Annotated in this window: 25 protein-coding genes and 1 tRNA gene; 11 read left to right on the top strand and 15 right to left on the bottom strand. The window is 56.7% G+C overall.

Annotated elements, in window-relative coordinates; genetic code table 11:
• The first annotated feature begins 15 nt into the window (after positions 1–15).
• Positions 16–528, top strand: a complete 513-nt coding sequence (locus tag ACTG2B_RS01125) for a lipocalin family protein (protein WP_439995050.1) — start codon at positions 16–18, stop codon at positions 526–528.
• Positions 529–593: 65 nt separating this feature from the next.
• Here ACTG2B_RS01125 and ACTG2B_RS01120 read toward each other — a convergent pair whose 3' ends face one another.
• Both ACTG2B_RS01120 and ACTG2B_RS01115 read right to left on the bottom strand, forming a co-directional pair.
• Positions 594–2,486: a methyl-accepting chemotaxis protein gene (locus ACTG2B_RS01120; RefSeq protein WP_005357549.1), complete on the bottom strand. Its 1,893-nt coding sequence runs from the start codon at positions 2,484–2,486 to the stop codon at positions 594–596.
• Between the two features lie 207 nt (positions 2,487–2,693).
• Entirely contained in the window at positions 2,694–3,191 is a 498-nt protein-coding gene (locus ACTG2B_RS01115) for a lactoylglutathione lyase family protein (protein WP_041209527.1), read from the bottom strand.
• Between the two features lie 100 nt (positions 3,192–3,291).
• On the opposite strand from ACTG2B_RS01115, the gene ACTG2B_RS01110 reads away from it, so the two are divergent.
• Positions 3,292–4,164: a LysR family transcriptional regulator gene (locus ACTG2B_RS01110; RefSeq protein WP_439995049.1), complete on the top strand. Its 873-nt coding sequence runs from the start codon at positions 3,292–3,294 to the stop codon at positions 4,162–4,164.
• 143 nt (positions 4,165–4,307) lie between these two features.
• Here the strand turns inward: ACTG2B_RS01110 and ACTG2B_RS01105 are convergent.
• Positions 4,308–4,384, bottom strand: a tRNA-Trp gene (locus tag ACTG2B_RS01105).
• 201 nt (positions 4,385–4,585) lie between these two features.
• Between ACTG2B_RS01105 and ACTG2B_RS01100 the strand changes: the two genes are divergently transcribed.
• The 5 genes from ACTG2B_RS01100 to ACTG2B_RS01080 all read left to right on the top strand — a co-directional run bounded on the left by ACTG2B_RS01100 (position 4,586) and on the right by ACTG2B_RS01080 (position 7,495).
• Positions 4,586–5,128: a hypothetical protein gene (locus tag ACTG2B_RS01100; protein WP_439995048.1), complete on the top strand. Its 543-nt coding sequence runs from the start codon at positions 4,586–4,588 to the stop codon at positions 5,126–5,128.
• Positions 5,129–5,227: 99 nt separating this feature from the next.
• The gene (locus tag ACTG2B_RS01095; protein ID WP_013724188.1) at positions 5,228–5,422 is read left to right on the top strand and encodes a hypothetical protein; all 195 of its coding nucleotides are present in this window, start codon (positions 5,228–5,230) and stop codon (positions 5,420–5,422) included.
• Positions 5,403–6,323, top strand: coding sequence for an aspartate carbamoyltransferase (gene pyrB, locus ACTG2B_RS01090; RefSeq protein ID WP_005339735.1), 921 nt, complete (start codon positions 5,403–5,405; stop codon positions 6,321–6,323). Before ACTG2B_RS01095 ends, pyrB begins: the two co-directional genes overlap by 20 nt.
• A gap of 15 nt (positions 6,324–6,338) precedes the next feature.
• The gene (gene pyrI, locus ACTG2B_RS01085; protein ID WP_005339730.1) at positions 6,339–6,803 is read left to right on the top strand and encodes an aspartate carbamoyltransferase regulatory subunit; all 465 of its coding nucleotides are present in this window, start codon (positions 6,339–6,341) and stop codon (positions 6,801–6,803) included.
• Between the two features lie 200 nt (positions 6,804–7,003).
• Positions 7,004–7,495, top strand: coding sequence for an arginine repressor (locus ACTG2B_RS01080; protein ID WP_005339728.1), 492 nt, complete (start codon positions 7,004–7,006; stop codon positions 7,493–7,495).
• 131 nt (positions 7,496–7,626) lie between these two features.
• Here the strand turns inward: ACTG2B_RS01080 and ACTG2B_RS01075 are convergent, their stop codons facing one another.
• The 4 genes from ACTG2B_RS01075 to arcA all read right to left on the bottom strand — a co-directional run bounded on the left by ACTG2B_RS01075 (position 7,627) and on the right by arcA (position 12,450).
• Positions 7,627–9,033, bottom strand: a complete 1,407-nt coding sequence (locus ACTG2B_RS01075) for a YfcC family protein (protein ID WP_005339725.1) — start codon at positions 9,031–9,033, stop codon at positions 7,627–7,629.
• Positions 9,034–9,156: 123 nt separating this feature from the next.
• Positions 9,157–10,161: an ornithine carbamoyltransferase gene (gene argF / locus ACTG2B_RS01070; RefSeq protein WP_005339721.1), complete on the bottom strand. Its 1,005-nt coding sequence runs from the start codon at positions 10,159–10,161 to the stop codon at positions 9,157–9,159.
• Between the two features lie 79 nt (positions 10,162–10,240).
• Positions 10,241–11,167: a carbamate kinase gene (gene arcC, locus ACTG2B_RS01065; protein ID WP_005339719.1), complete on the bottom strand. Its 927-nt coding sequence runs from the start codon at positions 11,165–11,167 to the stop codon at positions 10,241–10,243.
• Between the two features lie 62 nt (positions 11,168–11,229).
• On the bottom strand, positions 11,230–12,450 hold the full coding sequence (gene arcA, locus ACTG2B_RS01060) for an arginine deiminase (protein ID WP_439995047.1): 1,221 nt from the start codon (positions 12,448–12,450) through the stop codon (positions 11,230–11,232).
• A 747-nt stretch (positions 12,451–13,197) separates the two neighbouring features.
• On the opposite strand from arcA, the gene ACTG2B_RS01055 reads away from it, so the two are divergent.
• The 3 genes from ACTG2B_RS01055 (at position 13,198) to ACTG2B_RS01045 (ending at position 14,489) form a co-directional block, all read left to right on the top strand.
• Positions 13,198–13,374 carry a hypothetical protein gene (locus ACTG2B_RS01055; protein ID WP_164980033.1) on the top strand — a complete coding sequence of 59 codons (177 nt, stop codon included), beginning with the start codon at positions 13,198–13,200 and terminating at the stop codon, positions 13,372–13,374.
• Between the two features lie 97 nt (positions 13,375–13,471).
• Positions 13,472–14,119 carry an AAA family ATPase gene (locus ACTG2B_RS01050; protein ID WP_005339716.1) on the top strand — a complete coding sequence of 216 codons (648 nt, stop codon included), beginning with the start codon at positions 13,472–13,474 and terminating at the stop codon, positions 14,117–14,119.
• 1 nt (position 14,120) lies between these two features.
• The gene (locus ACTG2B_RS01045; RefSeq protein WP_005339715.1) at positions 14,121–14,489 is read left to right on the top strand and encodes a hypothetical protein; all 369 of its coding nucleotides are present in this window, start codon (positions 14,121–14,123) and stop codon (positions 14,487–14,489) included.
• Positions 14,490–15,227: 738 nt separating this feature from the next.
• Here ACTG2B_RS01045 and hemN read toward each other — a convergent pair.
• The 4 genes from hemN to ACTG2B_RS01025 all read right to left on the bottom strand — a co-directional run bounded on the left by hemN (position 15,228) and on the right by ACTG2B_RS01025 (position 19,127).
• The gene (gene hemN, locus ACTG2B_RS01040; RefSeq protein ID WP_439995046.1) at positions 15,228–16,601 is read right to left on the bottom strand and encodes an oxygen-independent coproporphyrinogen III oxidase; all 1,374 of its coding nucleotides are present in this window, start codon (positions 16,599–16,601) and stop codon (positions 15,228–15,230) included.
• A 31-nt stretch (positions 16,602–16,632) separates the two neighbouring features.
• Positions 16,633–17,073, bottom strand: a complete 441-nt coding sequence (locus ACTG2B_RS01035) for a DUF2489 domain-containing protein (protein WP_439996898.1) — start codon at positions 17,071–17,073, stop codon at positions 16,633–16,635.
• Positions 17,074–17,084: 11 nt separating this feature from the next.
• On the bottom strand, positions 17,085–17,672 hold the full coding sequence (yihI, locus tag ACTG2B_RS01030; protein WP_227095652.1) for a Der GTPase-activating protein YihI: 588 nt from the start codon (positions 17,670–17,672) through the stop codon (positions 17,085–17,087).
• 837 nt (positions 17,673–18,509) lie between these two features.
• A complete protein-coding gene (locus tag ACTG2B_RS01025) occupies positions 18,510–19,127 on the bottom strand; it encodes a c-type cytochrome (RefSeq protein WP_005339710.1) in 618 nt (205 codons plus the stop codon).
• Between the two features lie 142 nt (positions 19,128–19,269).
• On the opposite strand from ACTG2B_RS01025, the gene yihA reads away from it, so the two are divergent.
• A complete protein-coding gene (gene yihA, locus ACTG2B_RS01020; RefSeq protein ID WP_042657324.1) occupies positions 19,270–19,926 on the top strand; it encodes a ribosome biogenesis GTP-binding protein YihA/YsxC in 657 nt (218 codons plus the stop codon).
• Between the two features lie 776 nt (positions 19,927–20,702).
• Here yihA and ACTG2B_RS01015 read toward each other — a convergent pair.
• The 4 genes from ACTG2B_RS01015 to ACTG2B_RS01000 all read right to left on the bottom strand — a co-directional run bounded on the left by ACTG2B_RS01015 (position 20,703) and on the right by ACTG2B_RS01000 (position 23,466).
• Positions 20,703–20,963 (bottom strand): DUF1488 domain-containing protein, encoded by a 261-nt coding sequence (locus ACTG2B_RS01015; RefSeq protein ID WP_439995045.1) that lies wholly within the window; start codon positions 20,961–20,963, stop codon positions 20,703–20,705.
• Positions 20,960–21,781 (bottom strand): shikimate dehydrogenase, encoded by an 822-nt coding sequence (gene aroE / locus ACTG2B_RS01010; RefSeq protein WP_252656550.1) that lies wholly within the window; start codon positions 21,779–21,781, stop codon positions 20,960–20,962. The genes ACTG2B_RS01015 and aroE overlap by 4 nt, the downstream gene beginning before the upstream one ends.
• Positions 21,782–21,884: 103 nt before the next feature.
• Entirely contained in the window at positions 21,885–22,793 is a 909-nt protein-coding gene (gene hemF, locus ACTG2B_RS01005) for an oxygen-dependent coproporphyrinogen oxidase (protein ID WP_236272009.1), read from the bottom strand.
• Positions 22,794–22,905: 112 nt separating this feature from the next.
• Positions 22,906–23,466: a Sua5/YciO/YrdC/YwlC family protein gene (locus ACTG2B_RS01000; RefSeq protein WP_335843566.1), complete on the bottom strand. Its 561-nt coding sequence runs from the start codon at positions 23,464–23,466 to the stop codon at positions 22,906–22,908.
• Positions 23,467–23,539 lie beyond the last annotated feature (73 nt).

Here is a 23,539-nt window from a genome sequence, read left to right as displayed (position 1 = left end):
AGAGAGGGATTACTTATGCGTTCACTGCTTTGCCTGTTCACCGCTTTACTGCTGACGGCCTGTACCGGGATTGCCGACGGCATTCGCCCCGTTACCGGCTTCCAGCTCGATCGTTATCTTGGCACCTGGTACGAAATCGCCCGCCTCGACCACAGCTTCGAACGGGGGCTGGAGCAGGTGAGCGCCACTTACAGCCTGCGGGACGATGGCGGCGTCAAGGTGCTCAACCGCGGCAAGCAGAGCGATGGCAGCTGGCGCGAAGCCGAGGGCAAGGCCTACTTCCTCGGCAACCCGGACGAGGCGCGGCTCAAGGTGAGCTTCTTCGGCCCCTTCTACGGCGGCTACAACGTCATCGACCTCGACCCCGATTACCAGCTCTCGCTGGTGACCAGCTACAACCACGACTACCTCTGGATCCTCGCCCGCTCACCCAACCCGCCCAAGGCAAAGGTGGATGCGCTGGTCGCCAAGGCGAAGTCGCTGGGCTTTGCCACCGACCAGCTTATCTGGGTCAAGCAGAACCCTTAAGCCAGTCGTGAAATGACAAAGGGCAGCCCGCGGGCTGCCCTTTTTCATGGAGAGTAGGCGGAGGATCAGAGCCGGAAGCGGCCGATCTCCTGCTCCAGCCGCTCGGTCAGCGACTTGAGTTCGGCCGCCTGCGCCGCCTCGTTGCCCGCCTGCTCGGCAAGCTCTTGCGAGACGTGGCGGATATTTTCGGTATTGCGGCTGATCTCACCGGTCACCGAAGTCTGCTCCTCGGCCGCCGCGGCGATCTGGGTCGCCATGTCGCTGATGGAGCCGATCGCCTCGTTGATCCGGGCAAGGCTCTGGTTGGCCGCTTCCGCATCCTCGACGCTGGTACCCGCCAGCTGACGGCTGGTCTCCATGCCACCCACGGCGCGGCGGGTGGTCTGCTGCAGGGTTTCGATCATCTGCTGGATCTCGTCGGTGGAGTCGTGGGTACGGCGTGACAGCACCCGCACCTCGTCCGCCACCACCGCAAAACCGCGGCCCTGCTCACCGGCCCGGGCCGCCTCGATGGCGGCGTTGAGCGCCAGCAGGTTGGTCTGCTCGGCGATGCCGCTGATGGTCGCCAGAATGCCGCTGATCTTCTGGGCATGGCTGTCGAGCTCATTGATGATTTGGCTGGCATCGGCCACTTCGTCCGCCAGACCGGTAATGCTGCGCTGACTCTGGCCAACCTGGGATTGACCGGCGACCGCCAGTGCGACCGCATCGGTGGCGGTGGTGGCGGCAAACTCGGCGTTGCCGGCGATCTCCTGGGTAGCGGAAGCCATCTCGGTCACCGCGGTCGCCACCATCACGATCTCGTCCTGCTGCTGGCGCACCCGCTGACTGCGAGCCTGCGCCCCGGCCGCCTGGGCACGGGACTGTGCCGCCAGCTCGACGGTCACATCCCGCAGCCGGCTGACGATACCGTGCAGCCGCGCCACAAACTGGTTGAAGTTCTGGGCCAGCTGACCCACCTCATCCTTGCTGTGAGTGTTGATGTGAACGGTGAGATCCCCCTCGCCGTGGGCAATGTCGTGCAGGGCGTGCGCGACCCGACCGAGATCGGCGAACAGGTATTTGAAGGTGGCGGTGAGCAGGGCGCTGAACACCAGCATCAGCACCAGGGTCAGCCCCACCAGCTCCCACAGCAGACTGCTGAGCGGCGCTTCCAGCACATCGCGATACATCACCATGGCCAGCAGCCAGTCGGTGCCCGGCACCGGTTGTACCGCCAGCAGCACATCCCGCCCGTCGAGGGTGGCGGCGTGCAGCTCGCTGTTTTCGCGGCCCCACTGCTGGAAGGTGGCGGCAGAGAGTCCCGGCGCCAGCTCGGCGATGGGCTTGAGTGCCAGATCCTTCTGCGGATGGCCGACGATGAGGCCACTGCTGTCGAGCAGCATGGCGTAGCCCTCACCCTGCACCTTCATCGCCAGCACCTCGTCAATAAGCTTGTCGAGCGCCAGGTTGGCCCCCACGGCGCCGACCAGCTCGCCCTGATGGCGTACAGGCTCGGAAAGAGTGACCACCAGCTTCTGCATGGTGACGCTGACATAGGGGGCAGTGACGATGAGCTGCCCCGCCTTCACCGCATCCTGATACCAGGGGCGCTCGCGTGGGTCATAGTTGCCGGTGTTGAGGGAGGGATCCTGCCGGGTCATCACCCCCTGCGCGGAGCCAAAATAGGTGAGCCCGAACCCACCGGAGGTATAGGCCTGCTTCAGGTGGGGCACCAGCTCGGCTTGGGGGTTATCGCTGATCAGGTTGACCAGCGCATGGACGGTGTTCTTGCGATCCGTCATCCATTCGCCGATGGCGACCGAGTAGGCGTGGCCATAGTTGACCGCCTCGCTCTGGATGGCGCTCATGGTGCGGGATTTTAGGGTGTGAAAGGCAACGATGCCGAGCAGTGATGCCATCAGCAGCACTACGCCAAGACTGGTGGCCAGCAGCTTGCCGCGCAGAGAGAGGGTCATGACGACGAATCCTTGTTGTTGTGTCAGGCAGGGAAAACCCTGATGTATCAAAGGCTATCGGCCGCAATATGAACAGACTTTAGTGAATCTGTATATTTTCCCATCTATCAACAACAGAACGCGCTATTCGTGTGAACCAGATCGCTATTCCATGCTACTGACTCTTGTAACAACAAAGCAGCAGACCGCCCGAAGGCGGCCTGTCACTTACCCCTGATATGCACCGGCGGAGTAGGTCAGCTCATAGCTGTGGCTGTAGATCTCGATGATGTTGCCGAAGGGATCTTCCATGTAGACCATGCGGTAGGGTTTCTCGCCCGGGTAGTACTCGCGTACCGGCATCCGCTGCTTGCCGCCCGCCGCGACGATGCGCGCCGCCAGCCCCTCGACATCCGGATCCTGCACGCTGAAGTGGAACACTCCGGTCTTCCAGAATTCGAAGTTGTTTTCGCGCTGCTCGCTGTTGGGGAACTCGAACAGCTCGATGCCGATCTTGTCGCCGGTGGAGAGGTGAGCGATGCGGAAGGAGCCCCAGCCCGGGCCAAACACGTCGTTGCACATCACGCCGATGGCGGAGTCATCCTCGGTGATGGTGGTCGCCGGCATGATGAGATACCAGCCCATCACCTTGGTATAGAACTCGACCGCTTTGTCGAGGTCAGTCACCGTGATACCGATATGGGAGAAGTTGCGTGGGTAAGTCATACGTCACCTTGAAATTGTGTGTGGGAAACAGGTGACATGATAGGAAGGGGCGACATAATGAAAAATAAGGTCAAACTAATGGAAGGCATAAATTAAATTTATGGTTAATCCACTCTGGCTCCACACCCTGGTGGTGGTGCATGAAACCGGCAGTTTTACCCGCGCCGCCGAACGGCTGGATCTCACCCAGGCCGCCGTCAGTCAGCATATCTCGCGCCTCGAGGCCGAATTTGGCCCCCTGCTGCTGCGCAAGCCCCGTCAGCTGGAGCTCACCCCGCGCGGGCTGGTGGTGCTCGACTTCGCCCGCCAGCAGGCGCAGGCCGCCGAACAGCTGCGGGCGCGCCTCTCTGACGATGACCCTCACCGCGGCGCCATCACCCTGTCCACCCCCGGCAGCATTGGCCTGCTGCTCTATCCCCTGCTGCTCGACCAGCAACAGGAGCACCCCGGACTCACCATCCAGCACCGCTTTGCCCCCACCCCCGACATAGTGCAGGCGGTGCTGGCGGGGCGCAGCGATCTGGGACTGGTGGATCAGCCGCCGGAGCACCCCAGCATCGCTGCCGAGCCCTTCGCCCGCGAACCCCTCTGTCTGGTGGTGCCCAACGACGGCGAGGAGCAGAGCTGGCAGCACCTCTGTCAGCTCGGCTTTATCGACCACCCGGATGGCCGCAGCATGGCACAACGCCTGTTGGGACGACGCTACCCCGGCCAGCGCGTTGACGAGATCCCGCAGCGCGGCTTTACCAACCAGATCGGCCTGATCCTGGAGCCGGTCGCCCGCGGCCTCGGTTTTACCGTGCTACCCCGCTTCGCCGTCACCGCCTTTGCCCAGCAGGAGAAGATCCGGGTGATCCAGAACAGCATTGAAGTGATCGACACCCTCTGGCTGATCTACCGCGCCGAGTGGCCGCTCCCCGCACGCCACCAGCGGCTGGTCGCCGTCCTGAAACAGCGGGTTGCTGCACACTGAACGCTCTTGCGGCAAACATCGAGATCAATATGGCCACAGTCACCGGGGCTAGCGGCTAGAAGGAGAAGAGAAAGGAGAGAGGGATAAATTGGCGAACGCCGGAAATGCGAAAGGCCAGCTCAATGAGCTGGCCTCTCTGAAAATGGCAGGGGCGGCAGGACTCGAACCCGCAACCATCGGTTTTGGAGACCGCTGTTCTACCAATTGGAACTACGCCCCTGCAACAAACGAGGCGTAGTATACAAAGTGGAGATCAAAGGTAAAGGCTTTTTTTACGCTTTCGATGCGATTGCACAAATCCCGAACAAGTCGCGGTTGTTTGTGCAGCAAAGCGGGATAACTTGCTGTATTTGCAGCCCTGCCGGGGTAGGAATGGGACATAAATGGGGGTAGGGTGAAATCAGGTACCGGGAGGCCACTTATGCTCAATTACCGACTGCTCCAACAACTGGCGCCCCTCAATTTCAGGGATGAACGCAAAACAGAGTCCCTGTCAGCCTATCTTGAACGGGTCGCACCACTGGTACCCTTTATTCCTGAAAATGTGCTCTCCCAGTGGATTTACCGCCATTGGCGCGGTTTTGAGTCCAACTGGAGCTTTATCGATCTCGCCAACCATCAGTTCACCTGTGAAAGCTGGCCCACCGCGCAACTGGTGGATCAGGTGGACTCCCGCCATATGGAGGTGATCGAGCGCTGGGGCGAGATGCTGCGCAGCAACCGCTATGTACGTCGCTCCTGGCTCGGCGAGAAGATGCTGAGCGAAGGCACCTGGCCCGAACCTGTCATCGTGCTGGTGCCGGAAGAGGGTTCCAGCTACCCGAACGGTCATCCCCTGCCCCGCCCCTACTGCCTGCTGGAAGGACACCACAGACTCGGTTATTTGCGCGCCATGGCCCGCGATGGGGAATCGCTGCAAGAGACGCACAAGGTGTGGATTTGTCGTCATGTTCCCGCCACTTAAACGTTTTTCATGCTGAAATTGGCATCGGAAATAAAATTTTGACAATTAAAAAATCGGCCCTATAATCTGTCCGGTTTTGAAAAAGGTCGGGACGAAACGATGCAGTTTTTGATTCAGAAAACAGCCTTGCAGACGGGTGGTGCGCACCAGAGCGGCCCCGTTGTTTCCGGTTCCCACCCCAACGATCCCCAGTTATTTTTAAAAAAAGCCCCTGTTTCAGGGGCTTTTTTTTGTGCCCGAAAAACCTCCAATGATGTCAAAGGGAATGCAGACGATGACCAATCCACTCTATAAGAAACATGTCATCTCCATTTCGGACCTGACCCGGTCAGAAATGGAACTGGTAGTCTCAACCGCACAACGGTTGAAGGCTGAACCTGACACCAGCCTGTTAAAAGACAAGCTGGTTGCCAGCTGCTTCTTCGAAGCCTCCACCCGCACCCGCCTCTCGTTCGAGACCGCGGTACAGCGCCTTGGCGGCAACATCATCGGCTTCGCCGACGGTGGCAACACCAGCGCCAAGAAGGGCGAGACGCTGGCTGACTCCATCAAGATCATCGGCTCCTACTCGGATGCGGTGGTGATGCGCCACCCGAAAGAGGGCGCGGCCCGTCTGGCCTCCGAGTTCTCCCGTGTGCCGGTCATCAACGGCGGCGACGGCTCCAACCAGCATCCGAGCCAGACCCTGCTCGACCTGTTCACCATCCATGAGACCCAGGGTCGTCTGGACAACCTCAACGTCGCCTTCGTCGGTGACCTGAAATATGGCCGCACCGTGCACTCGCTGGCCCAAGCCCTCAGCCTGTTCAACTGCCGCTTCTTCTTCATCTCCCCGGAAGCGCTGGCGATGCCGGACTACATCTGCGAAGAGCTGGAAGAGAAGGGTATCCAGTTCAGCGTCCACCAGACCATGGAAGAGGTGATGCCGGAGCTGGACATCCTCTACATGACCCGCGTCCAGAAAGAGCGCTTCGACGAGACTGAATACAAGCACATGGCTGCCAAGTTCATTCTGGAGCTGGCGACTCTGGAAGGGGCCAAGCCCACCATGAAGATCCTGCATCCCCTGCCCCGCGTCGACGAGATCGATGTTGCGGTCGACAAGACTCCCCACGCTTGCTACTTCCAGCAGGCGGAGAACGGGGTCTATGCACGCCAGGCACTGCTGGCACTGGTACTGAACGAAACTGTCTGAGCTTAGGGGAATATCATGTCTGACAAGAACCAACTGCAAGTCGAAGCCATCCGTCACGGCTCCGTCATCGATCACATCCCCGCTGGCCAGGGCATCAAGATCCTCAAGCTGTTCCAGCTGGTCGAAACCCAGGAGCGGATCACCGTCGGCTTCAACCTGAAATCCGGTGCGCTGGGCAAGAAGGATCTCATCAAGATTGAGAACACCCGTCTGACCGAACAGCAGGCCAACCAGCTGGCGCTGTTCGCCCCGAAAGCGACCGTCAACATCATCGAAGACTTCAATGTGGTGAAGAAGCACCAGCTGGAGCTGCCGGAGTTCATCGCTGGGGTGTTCCACTGCCCCAACTCCAACTGCATCTCCCACAACGAGCCGGTAGACAGCTACTTCCGGGTGCGCGAAGTGAAAGGCGTGGTGCGGATGAAGTGCAAATATTGCGAGAAGTCCTTCACTCAGGACATCGTCAGCGAGCGTTACTGATATCTGATTGGGCCCCGCGGGGCCCATTTTTGAACCCTGTCACATCACCAAATTTCCAGTCAGCTATAATTTGCCATCGCAAGATGGTAATGCCCGCTCATTCCCTGCATATAGATGGATTATCAGTGTTTTTGCCTGATAACTGACTGCTATGGCAGATATCGCGCGTTTACCTCCGATCATCATCAAAGGAATTCGCCGTGGTCAAAACCCTCAGTCGTCCCGTTGCCCAAGAGCCCGATCTGGCCCAGCTGGATGCCTGTCGCCAGATCATCGGTCAGCACTGCTACAGCACCCAGGAAGAGATCCGCCGCGAGCTGTCGGAGCGCGGCTTTGCCGACATCAGCCAGTCCACCATCTCCCGCCTGCTGCGCCGCCTCGGCGTCGCCAAGGCCCAGAATGCCAACGGCAAGAAGGTCTACACCCTGGTCGATGAGCAGCTGGAACCCGCCGGCAGCACCCGCTCGATCCACGACATGGTGCGCGAAGTGGTGCACAACCAGCAGATGGTGCTGATCCACACCACTCCGGGGGCCGCCACCGTGGTGGCTCGCCTGCTGGATCGCAACGCCAATCCCGAGATCATGGGCGCCGTCGCGGGCAATGACGTGGTGCTGGTCGCGCCGCGCCATATCAGCCGTACCCGTCAGGCCCATGCCGCCGTGGTGCGCACGCTGGCGCAGGCCCGCTAACTCCTTCCATCCAATACATCGAGGCGACCTGCGGGTCGCCTTTTTGTTGCCTGCGACTTTGTGTCCATCACTTCTTGCGCCCATAAAAAACGGGAGCCCGCAGGCTCCCGTTTCATCTTGCTTGTTATCCCTCAGGAGAGCACGGCCCCCAGGCTCAGGCAGACCACGATCAGCACGGTCAGGATACCGAGCAGCGGAGCCACCCACTTCAGCCAGCGTACATAAGGCACCTTGGCGATGGCCAGACCGCCCATGACCACGGCGGAGGTCGGGGTCACCAGGTTCACCAGACCGGAGGCTGACTGGTAAGCAGTCACCACCAGATCGCGGCCCACGTTGGCGAAGTCGGCCAGCGGCGCCATGATCGGCATGGTCAGTACGGCCAGACCGGAGGAGGACGGCACCAGGAAAGAGAGCACCACTTCCAGCACGAACATCACGTTGATAAAGACGATGGTGGAGAGGCCGGTCACGATCCCTTCTGCACTGTGCAAAATGGTGTGAGTGATCATGCCGTTATCCATTACCACCACGATACCGCGGGCGATACCGATGATCAGCGCCACACCCAGCAGGTCGCGAGCACCGTCGATAAAGTTGGAGGTCAGCTCCTCCTCGCTCATGCGGGAGATGAGACCAACGATGATGGCGGCAGCCAGGAACACACCGGAGATCTGCGCCATCCACCAGCCCAACACGGCGACACCGTAGATCATCACGGCGAAGGCGGCGACGAAGATACCCAGCACGATTTTACGGGTCAGGGTGAACTCCAGCATCTGGTCGCTCTTGTTGCCAAGGAAGTGGGCACGGTTCTCTTCCCACTTGTCAGCTACTAGGGATTTGCTCGGATCGCTGCGCACCATCTTGGCGTAACGCATGACGTAGGCAACGCAGAGCAACCAACCGGCGACCAGCATGGCAACGCGCAGCCAGATACCGTCGGTGAAGGAGATACCGGCCGCGTTGGCCGCAATAACGGTGGCAAACGGGTTGATGGTGGAACCGAGAGTACCGATACCGGCACCCAGCAATACGGTTGCTGCAGCCACCACAGGGTCGAAGCGGGCGGCCATCATCACCGGCACCAGCAGGGTGTAGAACGGCAGTGACTCTTCGGCCATGCCGTAGATGGTGCCGCCTGCGGCGAACAGCGCCATCAGGATCGGGATCATCCACTCTTCCCGGCCGCGCAGGCGGTCGGTCACACGTTCAATACCAGCATCGATGGCACCGGTCTTGGTCACAATGCCAAGAAAACCACCGATGATCAGGATAAAGAGGGAGACGTCGATGGCGCCTGCCTCATAGGTGTCGTGGTTGTAGAGGCCATCGATAGGTGCCAGCAGCACGTCGACGATCCCCTGGGGATTCCCCTCCACCAGTTTGTAGGTACCCGCCACCGGCACTTCTTTGCCGAGGGCTTCGTTCATGGTCATCTCATATTTGCCGGCCGGCACTATCCAGCTCAGGGCGGCCACCAGGGCGATCAGCACAAACAGTATCGTGTAGGCTGACGGGAACTTGAATTTGGTCATGGTCCAGCTTCCTTCTGTGGGTGTGGTATCCATGCAGGCTGCGGGTTGTAGGGTTGGAGGTATTATGCCGCTGTCACATGGTCGAAAAGCCGGGGGTCGCCCCCCGGCACCACTACTGCGACCTTAGTCGCCCAGCGTAGCAACCATCACTGCCTTGATGGTGTGCATCCGGTTTTCGGCCTCGTCGAACACGATGCTGTGCTCGGATTCGAACACGTCCTCGGTCACTTCCAGGCCTTTCATGCCATATTTGTCAGCCACTTCCTTGCCCATGGTGGTCTCGTCGTTGTGGAACGCCGGCAGGCAGTGCATGAACTTCACATCCGGGTTCTTGGTGGCGTTGATGACATCCATGTTGACCTGATACGGGGTCATCAGTTTGACGCGCTGATCCCAGGCTTCTTTTGCTTCACCCATGGATACCCAGACGTCGGTGTAGAGGAAATCAGCACCCAGCACACCCTCTTTCACATCTTCGGTCAGGGTGATGCGTGCGCCGGTCTCTTCGGCGATCAGGCGGCACTTGGCAACCAGCTCCTCTTCCGGCCAGAAGGCTTTCGGCGCGACCAGACGGATGTCCATACCCATTTTGGCGGCACCGACCATCAGGGAGTTACCCATGTTGTTGCGGGCATCACCCAGGTAGGCGAACTTGATTTGATCCAGACGTTTGCCCTTGCCGTGCTCCAGCATGGTCATGAAGTCGGCCAGGATCTGGGTCGGGTGGAATTCGTTGGTCAGGCCGTTCCACACCGGTACACCGGCGTAGGCACCCAGCTCTTCCACGATCTCCTGACCGTAGCCACGGTATTCGATACCGTCATACATGCGACCCAGTACCCGGGCGGTGTCCTTCATGGACTCCTTGTGACCGATCTGGGAACCGCTTGGGCCAAGGTAGGAGACTTGCGCGCCCTGGTCGAAGGCCGCCACTTCAAACGCACAACGGGTACGGGTGGAGGTCTTCTCGAAAATCAGGGCGATGTTCTTGCCGACCAGATGCTTGCGCTCGTAGCCACCGTATTTGGCTTTCTTCAGGTCGATGGCCAGGTCGATCATGTATTGGATTTCGCGCGGGGTGAAGTCCAGCAGTTTCAGGAAGTTACGGTTACGCAGATTAAAAGCCATGATGAGTTCTCTCTATATATGTTTCAGACCAGTTCGGGCAGTAGTGTTGACTACGCATTCTCAGTACAGATATCGGTAATTACGCATGTACGGTGCGGGTGGCGACGATATTGGTGCCGGCTTCACCCTTGAGGATGGCGAGGCCATCTTCCAGCGAGCCGATGCCGACCATGCCGCCGGTCGCTTTGACAAATTCACAGGAGGCTTCGACTTTCGGCCCCATGGAACCTGCATCGAACTTGACCCCGGCCAGCTCGTCCGGGCTGGTGACCCGCAGCGGACGCTGGGTCGGTTTGCCCCAATCCAGATAGACGGCATCGGCATCGGTCAGGATCAGCAGGGCGTCGGCCTTGATCTGCTTGGCCAGGTAGGCGGCAGACATGTCCTTGTCGATGACGGCTTCGATACCGGTCAGGCTCTGTCCATCCCAAGTCACCGGGATACCGCCACCACCGGTACAGATGATGAGGTGGCCTTGGGCAATCAGGGTTTCGATGGCGTCGCCTTCGACGATGCGCTGGGGCAGCGGGGATGGCACTACGCGGCGGAAGAACTTGCCGTCAGCCTTGACCACCCAGTGCTTCTCTTCTGCCAGGGTGCGGGCTTCAGCCTCTTCGTAGACGGGGCCGATAAATTTGGTCGGGTTGGCGAATGCCGGATCCTTGGGATCGACCTGCACCTGAGTCAGCAGCGCGGTGACGTTGCGGCTCGGCATCAGGTTTTTCAGCTCCTGGATCAGCATGTAGCCGATCATGCCCTGGGACTCGGCACCCAGCACATCCAGCGGATAGGGGGATACCTTGGTGTAGGCGCTGTTTTGCAGGGCCAGCAGACCGACTTGCGGACCGTTGCCATGCACCAGCACCACGTTGTACTCCTGAGCAATCAGGGCGATAGTCTTGGCGGCTGTGGCGATGTTCTTGCGCTGGATATCCGCTTCCAGTGGCTCACCACGACGGAGCAGAGCATTGCCACCCAGAGCGACGACGACAGTTGGTTTTTTCATAGTGGTTGATCTCGAGTTTGGTTCTGTGTGGCGCCAGCCTCTGCCGGCGCCACGCCGTCTCATCAGATGCTGTCGCGTTCCATCGGGCAGCTCATGCAGCGGGCACCGCCGCGGCCACGGCCCAGTTCATCACCCGGGATGGAGAGAACTGTGATACCGGCCTTGTCATATTTCTCGTTGGTGTAGGTATTGCGCTCGTAACCCACCACCACGCCGGGACGTACGGTCAGCACGTTGTTGGCGTCGTTCCACTGCTCGCGTTCGGCTTCGAAGCTGTCACCGCCAGTGGTGATGATCTTCAGTTGATCCACGCCCAGTGCTTTCTCGATAGCAGTGACGAAGTAACCCTCTTCCTTGATGTTCATGCCGGTGGCGCCGCCCGGAGTCAGGCTCCAGCACTGCACGTCCTTGCGGATCACTTCCGGATAGACGGAGAAGGTGTCGATATCCATGTGGGTCATGACGGTATCCAGGTGCATACAGCTGCGGTGTTTCGGCAGCTCCATGGCGATGACCTGCTTGGCCTGACCATGTTTGAACAGGCTGCGAGCCAGGTGCTCGACACCTTGCGGGGTGGTGCGCTCGGACATACCGATCAGCACGGCGCCGCGACCGATCACCAGTACGTCGCCACCCTCGATGGTGGAGTTGTCGTAGTCACTCTCCTCATCACCGAAGTACTTGATGAAGTCCTGACCGGCAAACATCGGGTGCCAGCGGTAGATAGCCTTCACGTGGTTGGTCTCGCGGCGACGAGCCGGCTTGGCCATCGGGTTGATGGAGACGCCGCCATAAACCCAGCAGGAGGTGTCACGGGTAAAGAGGTGGTTGGGCAGCGGCTCGATGATGAAATCGGTCGGAGCGTGCATGCCCACTACCATGTTGACGCCGCTGTAGGGCATCTCGGAGTAAGTCAGGCCGCCGGAGAGAATGCGGGCCAGTTCGCGGTGCGGCATGTCAGCTAGGAAGCAGCGCACGTCGTTGGCAAAAGAAGAGCCGAGGCGGTAGTCGGAGACCTGATGTTGCAGCAGCCAGGTTTTGGCTTCCGGCACATCAAGTGTTTCCGCCAGCAGATTGGTCAGCAGGAAAACTTCGACATTCTGATCGCGCAGTACCTGAGCGAATTTGTCGTGCTCCTGACCGGCGCGTTCAACAGACAGGACGTCATCGAACAGCAGATCCTGGCAGTTGGAAGGAGTCAGACGCTTCAGACTGAGGTTGGGGCGGTGCAACATGACACGGCGCAATTGGCCAACTTCAGAACCTACATAAAATTTGCTCATGATTATATTCCGTCTAGCAGTGGTCCCTGCGAGTGATTGAATAGATTCCTTCTATTCATGCTCGTGGCTAAGGCGGGATATTCTTTATGTAGGGTAATCGGCTTATGTTCTATCCTGCCCTTGCCTTTCGAGACCGAGGTTAGCCCTGCAAATCACGACAAACTTAGACATTGATCACATTCACTCAGAACTGAATATATTCACCATCCAATCTATGACCCCGGTAGCAAATTGCGCATTTTCCAAACAAATCGCACCGAATAACCATGCAAAACCACCCTGCTATATTTCAGATTGATTCATTTTTTATTCATGCCAGTTCACTGGAGCGATTAAATGCAAATAACAAAAACCTTTAAAAATCATTACAATAAATAACTTTGCAAATAGAGTTTGAATATTACTCCCTAGGTATTGAATACATCGCCGTGACGGGAGGAACGCGGGAGAAATAAATACTCACATCGACCACATTCACTGCATAAATCTTTTCTTGTTCCAGATCATGGCATTGATGCCAACCCCATCAGGCTCGGCCTCATCAGTCACCACCTCTTTGTGCGGTTCAACTTAATATGCACAAAGTCCGCATCAAGGTGGGCAACCATCCTCGTCGGTCACCACAACGCCTTTTGATACTTTTTTCATTAATTGAATTTATTCGTCTCACCTTGCGCTGGCGCCAACCTCGACTTAACTCAGAAAGTGATCCAGATCACACAGGAATGGCACTACCAAGGAGTTGTTATGAAGATGAAACCCATGCTGTTGCTCGCGACTTTGCTGCTCTCTACGTTCCCCACCCTCAGTCAGGCTGAAGGAGCCCCTGCCATGCCCATGGTGGTATGCCATGTCGACAAGGCCCCCCAGATGCTGGTGCCTGACTATGTCTGCCGCTGGCAGGGAGGCAGCGTTCATTACTAGTCGAAACAACGAGAGGAGCATCACTCCTCTCGCCTTGTGATGAGACTGGCCCCTCCTATACTGAAATCAGCGGTTTTCTCATGGATAGGGGAACGTCATGATCTTGTTGGTCGGTGGAGAGAAGGGGGGGAGTGGTAAGAGCTGCCTGGCACAAAATCTGGCGGTCTACCTCAGATCCCAATTTCAGGGGGAGGTGTTACTGGTCGACTGCGACCCGCAGCGCACCACCTCTGACTGGATTCAGGAGCGCAATGACAACCCGGAGCTGCCACAAATCAACTGCGTACAGCTCTATGGCAATATTCGCAACGACCTGCTCAGCCTGAAAAACCGCTACGACTACGTCATCGTCGATTGCGGCGGGCAAGACAACCGGGCACTGCGCTCCACCATGGCTGTCGCCACCCACGCCCTGATCCCCTTGCGTCCGAAACGCCGCGACCTTAAGACCCTGCCCCATATGGAAGATCTCATCACCACCTGCAAGATGGTCAACCCGACCCTCAATGCAGCAGTAGTGCTGACCCAGTGCCCCGCCCTGCCCAATCAGGTAAAACGCATTCTCGAAGCGAAAGAGGTTTGCTCCTCGTTCGGTGTCGACGTCCTGAACGCCATCACCTATGGTCGCAACGTCTATGACGACAGCGAAGAGAAGGGACTGTCGGTGATGGAGATCGAGCCGGATGGCAAATCCGCCGAAGAGATCCGGGCCATCGCCAAAGAGTTTCTGCAAGTGGGGGTGTGAGATGGGTCTGGCCGATCTGAAGAAAAAGCACCAGCTGCATCACCAGAAGAAGTTCACCGTCGACGAATTTATCGAAGATGCGGAGTTCTACGCCAAGGGCAAACCCAAGGTGGTCAGCCTCGAACTGGGCCTGCATCGTGATGAAGCCTTGTCGGCGCTGGCCTTTATCGAGAGTGGTGAGCACCTGAAGCCCAGCTACAAAAAAGCTACCTTCTCCATGAGCACGGTGGCCATCGACGAGCTGGGTAATCTGACCCAGCAAGACGGCATGAACAAGTCCCTGTTACTGCGCCTCTTTACCCACTACTTCTCTTCGCTGACTCCTGAGGAGCGCCAGACAATCTATGAGCGACTCAACCAGCGCTCATAATTTCTCCATTCAGCCGCTCTTTGTGTGCCTCGCCAACTCACCCCGAATGACCATCATCAGACTGCAAAATCTGTTTCTGAAGCAACCAAAACGCCGTGTAAGATATTTGCCATTCCAGATGTAAGCCAACGGCCGAAAAGATCCCCGAGATAATCGGAAGATAAGATCTTAAAACATGAAGATGAGTAACTTAACTAGCTGTTTATAAATGAATAAATCGAAACTCATCACTTTCGAAACAGCTAATGACAAAAACGTTTTCCAATCTGGCGTTGTAGCCGGTTAGAAAATCCTTATAGTTACTCATGCACGGACGCAATGAAGTCGGTCAGGAAGACTGGCTGCCAGGGTTGGGCAAATGGACTCACCACAGGATGTGGTAAAGGACACCTCCCGGGACGGAGAAAGTGCGACGGGACAGGATGACTCGTCAGGCCAAGATGGCTAAAGGACACCCCAAAGGATTGGGAAGGGGAAACCTAAAGGAAGAGGTAAACAGTCAGGGATTGCAGGGAGCAACTTCGCTCAAGGATCTGAGCGATACGACTACCGGGGGCGACGCAAGTCGCCCCCATCTTTTTATCTGCGTTTCACCGCGACCATTGCTTGATTCCCAATTGCTTGCCTCAGCGCAGAGACTTCTTACCAGAACCTTCCCGACTCGCTGCTTGAGCAAAAATACATATGAAAGGGGCGCCACGATAGCGCCCTTCTCTGTTTTCTAATCGGCAAACAAGCTTATATCACGCGAGAGAACTGCTGCTGACGCGCCTTGTTGCGCAGGTACACGTCGAAGCACATGCAGATATTGCGGATCAGCAGCTGCCCCGTGGAGGAGACCTCCAGACCATCCTCCGTCATACGCACCAATCCATCGTTGATGAAGGTCTGCAGCAGCTTTAGATCGTCGGCAAAATACTCTCTGAAATTGAGCCCGTGCGCCTGTTCGACAGCGGCAAAGTTCAGACGGAAATCACAGATAAGCCGCTTGATCACCTCACGGCGGATCAGGTCATCCTGATTGAGCGAGCAGCCTTTCCACTGGGCATGACCCAGCTCTGCAACCTGTGCGTAATAGGTCTTGAGCTCTTTCTGGTTCTGGGAGTAGGCATCACCGATCATGCTGATGGAGGAGACCCCCAGCCCCAGCAGATCACAATCTCCCTGGGTGGTATAGCCCTGGAAGTTGCGGTGCAGCTTGCCCTCGCGCTGCGCCACTGCCAGCTCGTCATCGGGTTTGGCAAAATGGTCCATACCGATGAACTGGTAACCCTGACCGGTGAGGAAGGCAATGGTGTCCTGCAGCATGGCCAGCTTCTCCTGCGGAGCAGGCATGTCGTCGTCTTTCAACTTGCGCTGGGCGGCAAAGCGACTCGGCAGATGGGCATAGTTGAAGATGGAGAGGCGCGCCGGATCCGTCTTGAGCACCTCTTCCAGCGTATGGTGGAAACTGGCGCGATCCTGATGCGGCAGGCCATAGATAAGGTCGAGGTTGGTCGAGCGGAAACCCAGTTCACGGGCCCGTTCCAACATGCCTTTAATAAAGTCGTTGTCCTGCTCGCGGTTGACCGCAACCTGCACATCCTTGTTGAAGTCCTGCACCCCGAGGCTGATGCGGTTGAAGCCGACATCTCGCAGCACATCCAGCATGGTAATGGCAATCTCGCGCGGATCGACCTCGATGCTGAACTCCCCCTCTTCGGCGAAATGGAAGTGCTCACGCAGCATGGCCATCAGACGGCGCGTTTGCGCTTCATCCAGATAGGTGGGTGTACCGCCCCCCCAGTGCAGCTGGGTAACCAGACGATGCTTGAAGAGCGGGGCTTGCGCCTTGATCTCCTGCTCCAGGTAGTCGAGATACTCGTCAGCCTTGTGCTGATGACGGGTAATGACCTTGTTGCAGCCGCAGTAGTAGCAGAGCTTGTGACAGAAAGGGATGTGCACGTAGAGCGACAGATTGCGCTCGGGATACTGACCGGCAGCACGGACAAAATCCGGATAGCCGAAGCTCTCGTTGAACTCCAGCGCAGTGGGATAAGAGGTGTATCGCGGGCCACTGTAGTTATATTTTTCGATCAGGGCCTGATCCCACACAATCTGTTCTGCTTGCACGCTCGCTTCCTCTCTTGTTGTTATTGTTGGCTCACCGACCTAACTGAAAATCCTTCAGCTGGGCCACATCCTTGAGGATCTGAGCCTCCAGCTCGGCCTCGTAGCCGCTGCGTTCGAGATCCATCTTCATCACTTCATTGCGCTTGAGGGCACGTCTGGCCTCATTAGTCGGCATATCTTTCACCTTCTCATACAGCCCGTACAGACCCGGGAACTCGGCCACGAACGCTCGCCCCCCCTTGATCTGCAACGCATCCAGCAGATTGGTCAGCCGAATGGCGCCTTCGGAGTAATCGCACTGCCCCTCATGCATCGCATGAGCAATGACCCGCACGCTCTCCAGAATTCGTTCATTGCGAGCGGTAATCGCCTGCCACTGCATCGCTTGCTGTCGTCTCAGCCTGGCCAGCAGCATGCCTGCATAGATGGCCAATCCTGACAAAATCAGGCCGCCCAACAGGGCGGCCAGCATCCATCCACTCATCACTTTTTCTTCGGCTCAGGCTTGGGTTCCGGCTTGAAATCGACTTGGTTGAAACGGTCCCACAACTCCTCTTCGGAGGCCGGTTTCTGCTCGTCGAACTCGGCGTCATCACCATCATCAAACGGCAGCTCGTCATCTTCATCATCGTCGTTATCGATGATGCCCAGCTCATCCATCAGTTCCTGATAACGGTCGACGCGCTGATCAACCCAGGCCTGCTCGGCCGCTTCCAGGGTTTCACCGGCATCAAGACGATCCAGCAGATCATTCAAGCGGTCATCGTTTTCGATGGAAGCCAGCTCCTGCTCGGGCGTCATCAGCAGCTTCTTCTCTTTCACCGCCTTGGGGGCTGCCGGCTTCTTCTGTTTGTCATCCACCACCAGTACCACCGGCTTGCGGGAACCGATACGCGGATCTTTGGACTGGCTGTTGCCAGACTTGTTCTTCGGCTGTTCAACTTGCTGACGAGAACCAGCCTTCAGGCCCTTTCGCTTGGCAGCCCGTTTACGCTCACGGCCTTCCTGAGCACTGACATCAGATTCTTTGCGCTTGCCAGTAGGCTTGCGAGTGGGTTGTTTGGCAGACATGAATGGCTAACTCCGAAAAATAACTGGTTTGACCCGTACCCGGGATGATCTCACCCGGTGGGATACGATGCGAGGAACAGTAAGGCTGGAACAAGAGCAGGATCCCGCACCAATCAGGCCCAATCAGGCCACTGAACACCGCAGGATCGGTATCCTCTGGGCATGTTGCTGGTATTTTGACACAGAATGGCTAATCGGGTTAATGACCCAAAAGAAAAAAGGCAGCCGAAGCTGCCTTGATATGTTCATGCGTGCGCCATCCTGAATGGCAAAACAATCTGTTTCGTCCTCTCCATGAAAACTTGTCGCCGCATCATATCGTTGTGTGGTCATCCTGACCTTATATTGGTCGTTCCTGAATGTGCGTGTGCTTGTTTGACCCGTCTCGACCGCATCCTGCCATCGTGCCGGGGAGTCTGCATCCCGCAACCCCATCCCGCTCCGGAGATGGTCACCATCCTGATCCTTCAATCCTTTGCCAGCTCATCCGAGCCCATGACATCCCGCCACGCCAGCCATCCTCTGCTCACAACACCCTGTCGTGAAACCGCCACCCAATCCATGGGTGAATCCATTAAACCTACTGTACCAACTCTATAAAGCGGCTCAATCCACTCAAAACATTCTCAACATGTCGAAAAATATCAATATTCATATAATCCATTGATAAATAATGATTATTTAATATTTTATGCAATTTTATGAGCCTTGGCCTGCCTTGAGAATGGGAGATCTCTTACAGAACGGGGGGATTAAACCGAGAATTATCTGAAAGCCATAAAAACAACGGGGAGCCCAGGCTCCCCGTTTCAACTCAAATCGACCGTATCGACTATATCAGTGCAGACCCGCCACATATTTGGAGAGGGCTTCGATATCCTGATCAGTCAGTTTCTTGGCAACGTCACGCATCATGCCATTCGGATCGTTGTCACGCGTCCCGGCACGGAATGCGGTGAGCTGAGCCTTGATATAGGCAGGATGCTGGCCGGACAGGTTGGGATACTTCGCCTGTTCGACACCCGAGCCACGGGGACCATGGCAAGCCGTACAAGCTGCCAGACCACGACTCATGTCACCACCCATATAGAGTGCCTTGCCCGCTTCGACCACGTCGTCAGGGACAGCGATAGGGGTAACCTTCAGGCTGGAGAAATAAGCCGCCAGGTCATCCATGTCCTGTTCCGACAAAGGTAACGCCATCGGCCCCATCACTGGCGCAACCCGGCCAATTTGACCAGAAGCGGCAGCCTTCAGTTCAACTAACTGCTTTTTGATATATGATGCGTGCTGACCAGCAATTTTGGGGTACATATCAACCAGGCTGTTTCCGTCCGGTCCATGACAAGCCGCACAAACGGCAGCCTTGGTCTGTCCCGCAGCGGCATCGCCCTTGGCTTGTGCCATCCCCGTTACGCCAACCATCAGAGCAAGAGTAATGACTAGGTTCTTCATGGCGTTCCAACTTTTCGTTATTAGGCTTCCAGATCCCATGCCGCTGAAGGCATGTTAAAATAAACGCGTTTAAGCGACGCTATTTTACACCATTTTACAAAAAAGTAACTCTATAACCCTCTATCTCCATGGGGAATTTACGTTGGATACACAAACTCTGAATTTCAATAAGGTGCATTTTGTGACCAGCGCACCCGACATCCGTCACCTGCCAAATGATGGGGGTGTCGAGATCGCGTTTGCCGGCCGTTCCAACGCCGGTAAGTCATCTGCATTGAACACCTTAACCAAACACAAGAACCTGGCGCGCACCAGTAAGACACCTGGTCGTACCCAGCTGATCAACCTGTTTGAGCTGGAACCGGGCAAGCGTCTGGTCGACTTGCCGGGTTATGGTTATGCGCAAGTTCCGCTGGAAATGAAGCTCAAGTGGCAAAAGTCACTGGCAGAGTATCTGCAGCGCCGTGAGTCATTGAAAGGTCTGGTGATCCTGATGGACATCCGCCACCCGCTCAAAGATACCGACATGAACATGCTGGAGTGGAGTTCACACCGTCAGTTGCCCGTCATGCTGTTGCTGACCAAGGCTGACAAACTGAGCCCGGGTCCGCGCAACAACCAGGTGATCAAGGTGCGCCAGGCTGTTGCCAACCTCGGTTCCCAGATCCAGGTTGAAGCGTTCTCCTCCCTCACCAACATCGGTGTGGAGAAGCTGGCGCAAACCCTGACCGAATGGTACGTCAGTGGTGACGATACCGACCTGCTGGACGCTGACGAACAGCAACCTGTCGAGGAGTAATCCACTCCTCGCTCTCCTTGCAATTGGCGGAGCACTCCTCCGCTGATTGAAAGGGTTTCAGATTGCCGCTTTCACCTGCCTCACGACAAATACCCCGCATTCGCCTCCCCAGTTATATCCATTACCGCCTACAGTTCATATAGATAGATCGTTAATTCATGGTGGGAATTAACTTAAGGAGGCGTTGATAGCGTTTTCAAATTCGTTCTTTCAAAACGAACAGCAATTATAAAAAGATACAAAAATGAAATTTAATTACAAAATCTAACCGAAAGGGATAAAAATGAGGCCGGACGACAGTGATGCCATCCAGCCTGAAATAATAAGTTCAAAAAATTGGGAAGAAGCTGAATCTTGAGTACCAGACGACAGGTATTCCTCAAGAAGCAGCCTCATTCTATCAAATGCATCGCCAATTTAAAGCATTTACTCTAAATGATGCGCATAAAAAAACACCCCGACGAGAACCTCATCGGGGCAGCTATTCAGCCACATTCAATTACGTGAAATAAAAGGTCTGAAAGATAGAACATCTTACCTCTGTACCCTACGCAGACAACTGTACAGCAAAGCAGCAGAAAGTGAAAGTAATTTATGTAATTTAGTTTCACCACTTACAGATTAAGAAAAAACCTTTTACTTTCATGCAGATAAAAAAATCCCCAGTACGAATACCGGGGGGTTATAAAGGTGACTAGCTAGCACTTCCTCAACTATCTAGTTAGTCAGCGCCATTTCAAAGTAGTTCCGCTACAAAACAAAAAAACTTTGAAAAATCAGAGATAGATAGCGCCATCTTCAGCAAACTCTTGTTCTTCAATGAGTTTTTCAGCCAGATCTTCAATGTCAAAACGCACACTTTCAAAGGCTCTGACGATGTCATCCTCTCTCGTCAGCGCCAGACCTGTCATTCTCTCCAGTCGCCGCTGGCTGATGTAACAATCTATCAGTGCCCCCATCTGCTGGGCAGGAAAACGCACCCGCTGTTCGTCAACCTGCCACTCCATCAGGTCGGGAAACAGAATACCCTGGTTCATATCACCCCCAAGTTACGCTTCAACTCTCTCAATACCTGTTTAGTCCCGGGACGAATTCCGCGCCACACGGTAAACGCTTCGGCGGCCTGTTCCACCAGCATGCCGAGTCCATCCATGGTTTGACGGGCCCCATGCTGCTTGGCCCAACTGATAAACGCCGTATCCGAGGCGCCATACATCATGTCGTAGATGGCAATATCAGTGTGGATCAGGGCAGGGGCCAACGGCGGCAGCTCTCCTTGCAGGCTGGCAGAAGTCGAATTGATGACGAGATCGAATAGCCCTGCCAACTGCTCATAGGTCTGGGCAGTCACAGGCCCCAGATCGCAGAATTCGGCAGCCAACTGTTGCGCTTTTGTGTGGGTGCGGTTGGCGATCACCAGCTCGCTCGGCAACTCAGCCAGCAGCGGCGCCAATGCACCGCGAGCAGCGCCACCGGCACCCAGCAGCAGGATCCGGCTATCCGCCAGCGTCACACCATGGGACTTGAGATCGGCGACCAATCCAGCGCCATCGGTATTATCCCCCAGCAACACGCCATCATCGGTCAGCTTGATGGTATTGACCGCGCCCGCCCGCTTGGCCCTTGGGCTCAAGCGATCGACCAGAGTGAATGCCTGCTCCTTGAACGGCACAGTGACGTTGCAGCCCTTGCCCCCTTGGTCAAAGAAGGTGCACAGGGCTTGGGCAAACTCGTCGACGGCGGGTTCAGCCAGCCCATACTCCAGCTCTTGCTGGGTTTGTCTGGCAAACAGGGTGTGAATGAAGGGGGACTTGCTGTGGCGCACCGGGTGGCCAAAAACCAGATAACGATCCATCAAAGAGTTCCATCAGAGGGCAATATTCCGATTTAACGGGTTTTCACTCTCGGGAACAAGCCGAATAACGGCCAGTAAAAAGGGACCATCATGGTCCCTCGGGTCACAGCCACTCTCGCGGCGTGAGGTAATCGGTGTAGAGCAAGGCTTCAGGAGTGCCCGCCTCCGGCTGCCAGTCATACTCCCAACGTGCCAGCGGTGGCATCGACATCAGGATTGACTCGGTACGTCCGCCGGTCTGCAGCCCGAACAGGGTGCCACGGTCATACACCAGATTGAACTCCACATAACGGCCGCGACGATAGAGCTGGAACTCCCGCTCCCGCTCGCCATAGGGCAGTGCCTTGCGTCGTTCGATGATCGGCAGGTAGGCGTCGAGATAACCCCGACCTACCGCCCGCATAAAGGCAAAGCAGTCGGCAAAGGGCCAGCGATTCAGATCGTCGAAGAAGAGACCGCCCACCCCCCGCGTCTCGTTGCGGTGTTTGAGGAAGAAGTAGCGATCGCACCAAGATTTGAACTCGGGGTAGATCTCATCACCAAATGGCTGGCAGAGATCACGGGAGACCTGATGCCAGTGCTGGACATCCTCGGCAAACGGGTAGAATGGCGTCAAATCGAAGCCACCGCCAAACCACCAAATGGGCTCTTCACCCTCTTTCTCGGCGATGAAGAAACGGACGTTGGCGTGGCTGGTCGGCACATAGGGGTTGTGCGGATGGATCACCAGCGACACGCCCATCGCCTCGAACTTGCGACCGGCCAACTCTGGCCGATGGGCTGTAGCAGAGGCAGGCATGGCATCGCCATAGACATGGGAGAAGTTGACGCCCCCCTGCTCGATCACCGCGCCGTGGCGCAGCACACGGGTGCGACCACCGCCACCGCCTTCACGGCTCCAGGCATCTTCCACAAAGTGCCCACTGCCATCGGCCTGCTCCAGACCACGGCAGATCTCGTCCTGCAACTGCAACAGGAAGGCCTTGACCTGGGCCACATCCGGTTTGCTCATCTTGTCTCCAGTCAGACAGGATCGTGAACGCCCTGTCCATTTTTATAGTTAAATCAATCCGATGAGCTCACCGCTCAGCGGATTGATGGCAAATCATGACGTATCCGCCTGCTCAGGAGGGGCGAATAATGGCGCCGGTTCGGGCGTCCTTGATCTCTGATGGGTTGGCTTGACCACCCACTTCACCGGGCAGGATATAGGCTAACTTGCTTGCCAGCCGATCACCGATATCGGCTACCCGACGAGCAGGCTCCTCACCGGTCAGGTTGGCGCTGGTAGAGACCAGCGGCTTGCCAAAGGCGCGACACAACGCCTGAACCTGAGGATGAGCCGTCACGCGCACCGCCAGGGTCTCGAACTGCCCGGTCAGCCAGGCCGGCGTCGTCGCACGGGCAGGCATGATCCAGGTAAAAGGACCGGGCCAGCTGGCTTCAACCCGAGCCAGTTGCTCACCGCTAAGTTGGCTCAGATCGATGTAGTCCTGCAATTGTGCCAAATCGGCAGCAATCAGGATCAACCCCTTCTCCACCGGACGCTGTTTGATGGCCAGCAGTCGCTGCACCGCAACTTCGGAGTCGGGATCACACCCCAGGCCAAACACGGCCTCGGTCGCATAAGCAATCACCCCTTCCTGCTGGAGGGCGGCAACTGCCTGTTCAAATTCATTTGGCATAGGAAAAATGCGGCAGCCAGGCTGCCGCCTCGTCACTTAGTAGCAAGTTGAATCCGTATGGCGGCGACCATGG

It is taken from the genome of Aeromonas sp. 30P, from assembly GCF_051919805.1.
GTDB classification, from domain to species: domain Bacteria; phylum Pseudomonadota; class Gammaproteobacteria; order Enterobacterales; family Aeromonadaceae; genus Aeromonas; species Aeromonas veronii.
Note: the sequence above shows the minus strand (reverse complement) of the source record. Positions and strands in the feature narration are given on the sequence as shown.

Excerpts from the sequence above, each read along its gene's own strand:
- ACTG2B_RS01100 (WP_439995048.1), top strand. The coding sequence starts at position 4,586 with ATGCTCAATTACCGACTGCTCCAACAACTGGCGCCCCTCAATTTCAGG.
- ACTG2B_RS01015 (WP_439995045.1), bottom strand. The coding sequence starts at position 20,963 with ATGAACCAGGGTATTCTGTTTCCCGACCTGATGGAGTGGCAGGTTGAC.
- ACTG2B_RS01125 (WP_439995050.1), top strand. The coding sequence starts at position 16 with ATGCGTTCACTGCTTTGCCTGTTCACCGCTTTACTGCTGACGGCCTGT.
- pyrB (WP_005339735.1), top strand. The coding sequence starts at position 5,403 with ATGACCAATCCACTCTATAAGAAACATGTCATCTCCATTTCGGACCTG.
- ACTG2B_RS01095 (WP_013724188.1), top strand. The coding sequence starts at position 5,228 with ATGCAGTTTTTGATTCAGAAAACAGCCTTGCAGACGGGTGGTGCGCAC.
- ACTG2B_RS01115 (WP_041209527.1), bottom strand. The coding sequence starts at position 3,191 with ATGACTTACCCACGCAACTTCTCCCATATCGGTATCACGGTGACTGAC.
- ACTG2B_RS01050 (WP_005339716.1), top strand. The coding sequence starts at position 13,472 with ATGATCTTGTTGGTCGGTGGAGAGAAGGGGGGGAGTGGTAAGAGCTGC.
- argF (WP_005339721.1), bottom strand. The coding sequence starts at position 10,161 with ATGGCTTTTAATCTGCGTAACCGTAACTTCCTGAAACTGCTGGACTTC.
- arcA (WP_439995047.1), bottom strand. The coding sequence starts at position 12,450 with ATGAGCAAATTTTATGTAGGTTCTGAAGTTGGCCAATTGCGCCGTGTC.
- aroE (WP_252656550.1), bottom strand. The coding sequence starts at position 21,781 with ATGGATCGTTATCTGGTTTTTGGCCACCCGGTGCGCCACAGCAAGTCC.
- ACTG2B_RS01110 (WP_439995049.1), top strand. The coding sequence starts at position 3,292 with ATGGTTAATCCACTCTGGCTCCACACCCTGGTGGTGGTGCATGAAACC.
- ACTG2B_RS01075 (WP_005339725.1), bottom strand. The coding sequence starts at position 9,033 with ATGACCAAATTCAAGTTCCCGTCAGCCTACACGATACTGTTTGTGCTG.
- ACTG2B_RS01120 (WP_005357549.1), bottom strand. The coding sequence starts at position 2,486 with ATGACCCTCTCTCTGCGCGGCAAGCTGCTGGCCACCAGTCTTGGCGTA.
- ACTG2B_RS01045 (WP_005339715.1), top strand. The coding sequence starts at position 14,121 with ATGGGTCTGGCCGATCTGAAGAAAAAGCACCAGCTGCATCACCAGAAG.
- ACTG2B_RS01000 (WP_335843566.1), bottom strand. The coding sequence starts at position 23,466 with ATGCCAAATGAATTTGAACAGGCAGTTGCCGCCCTCCAGCAGGAAGGG.
- ACTG2B_RS01055 (WP_164980033.1), top strand. The coding sequence starts at position 13,198 with ATGAAGATGAAACCCATGCTGTTGCTCGCGACTTTGCTGCTCTCTACG.
- ACTG2B_RS01025 (WP_005339710.1), bottom strand. The coding sequence starts at position 19,127 with ATGAAGAACCTAGTCATTACTCTTGCTCTGATGGTTGGCGTAACGGGG.
- arcC (WP_005339719.1), bottom strand. The coding sequence starts at position 11,167 with ATGAAAAAACCAACTGTCGTCGTCGCTCTGGGTGGCAATGCTCTGCTC.
- ACTG2B_RS01035 (WP_439996898.1), bottom strand. The coding sequence starts at position 17,073 with ATGCTGGCCGCCCTGTTGGGCGGCCTGATTTTGTCAGGATTGGCCATC.
- hemF (WP_236272009.1), bottom strand. The coding sequence starts at position 22,793 with ATGAGCAAACCGGATGTGGCCCAGGTCAAGGCCTTCCTGTTGCAGTTG.
- pyrI (WP_005339730.1), top strand. The coding sequence starts at position 6,339 with ATGTCTGACAAGAACCAACTGCAAGTCGAAGCCATCCGTCACGGCTCC.
- yihI (WP_227095652.1), bottom strand. The coding sequence starts at position 17,672 with ATGTCTGCCAAACAACCCACTCGCAAGCCTACTGGCAAGCGCAAAGAA.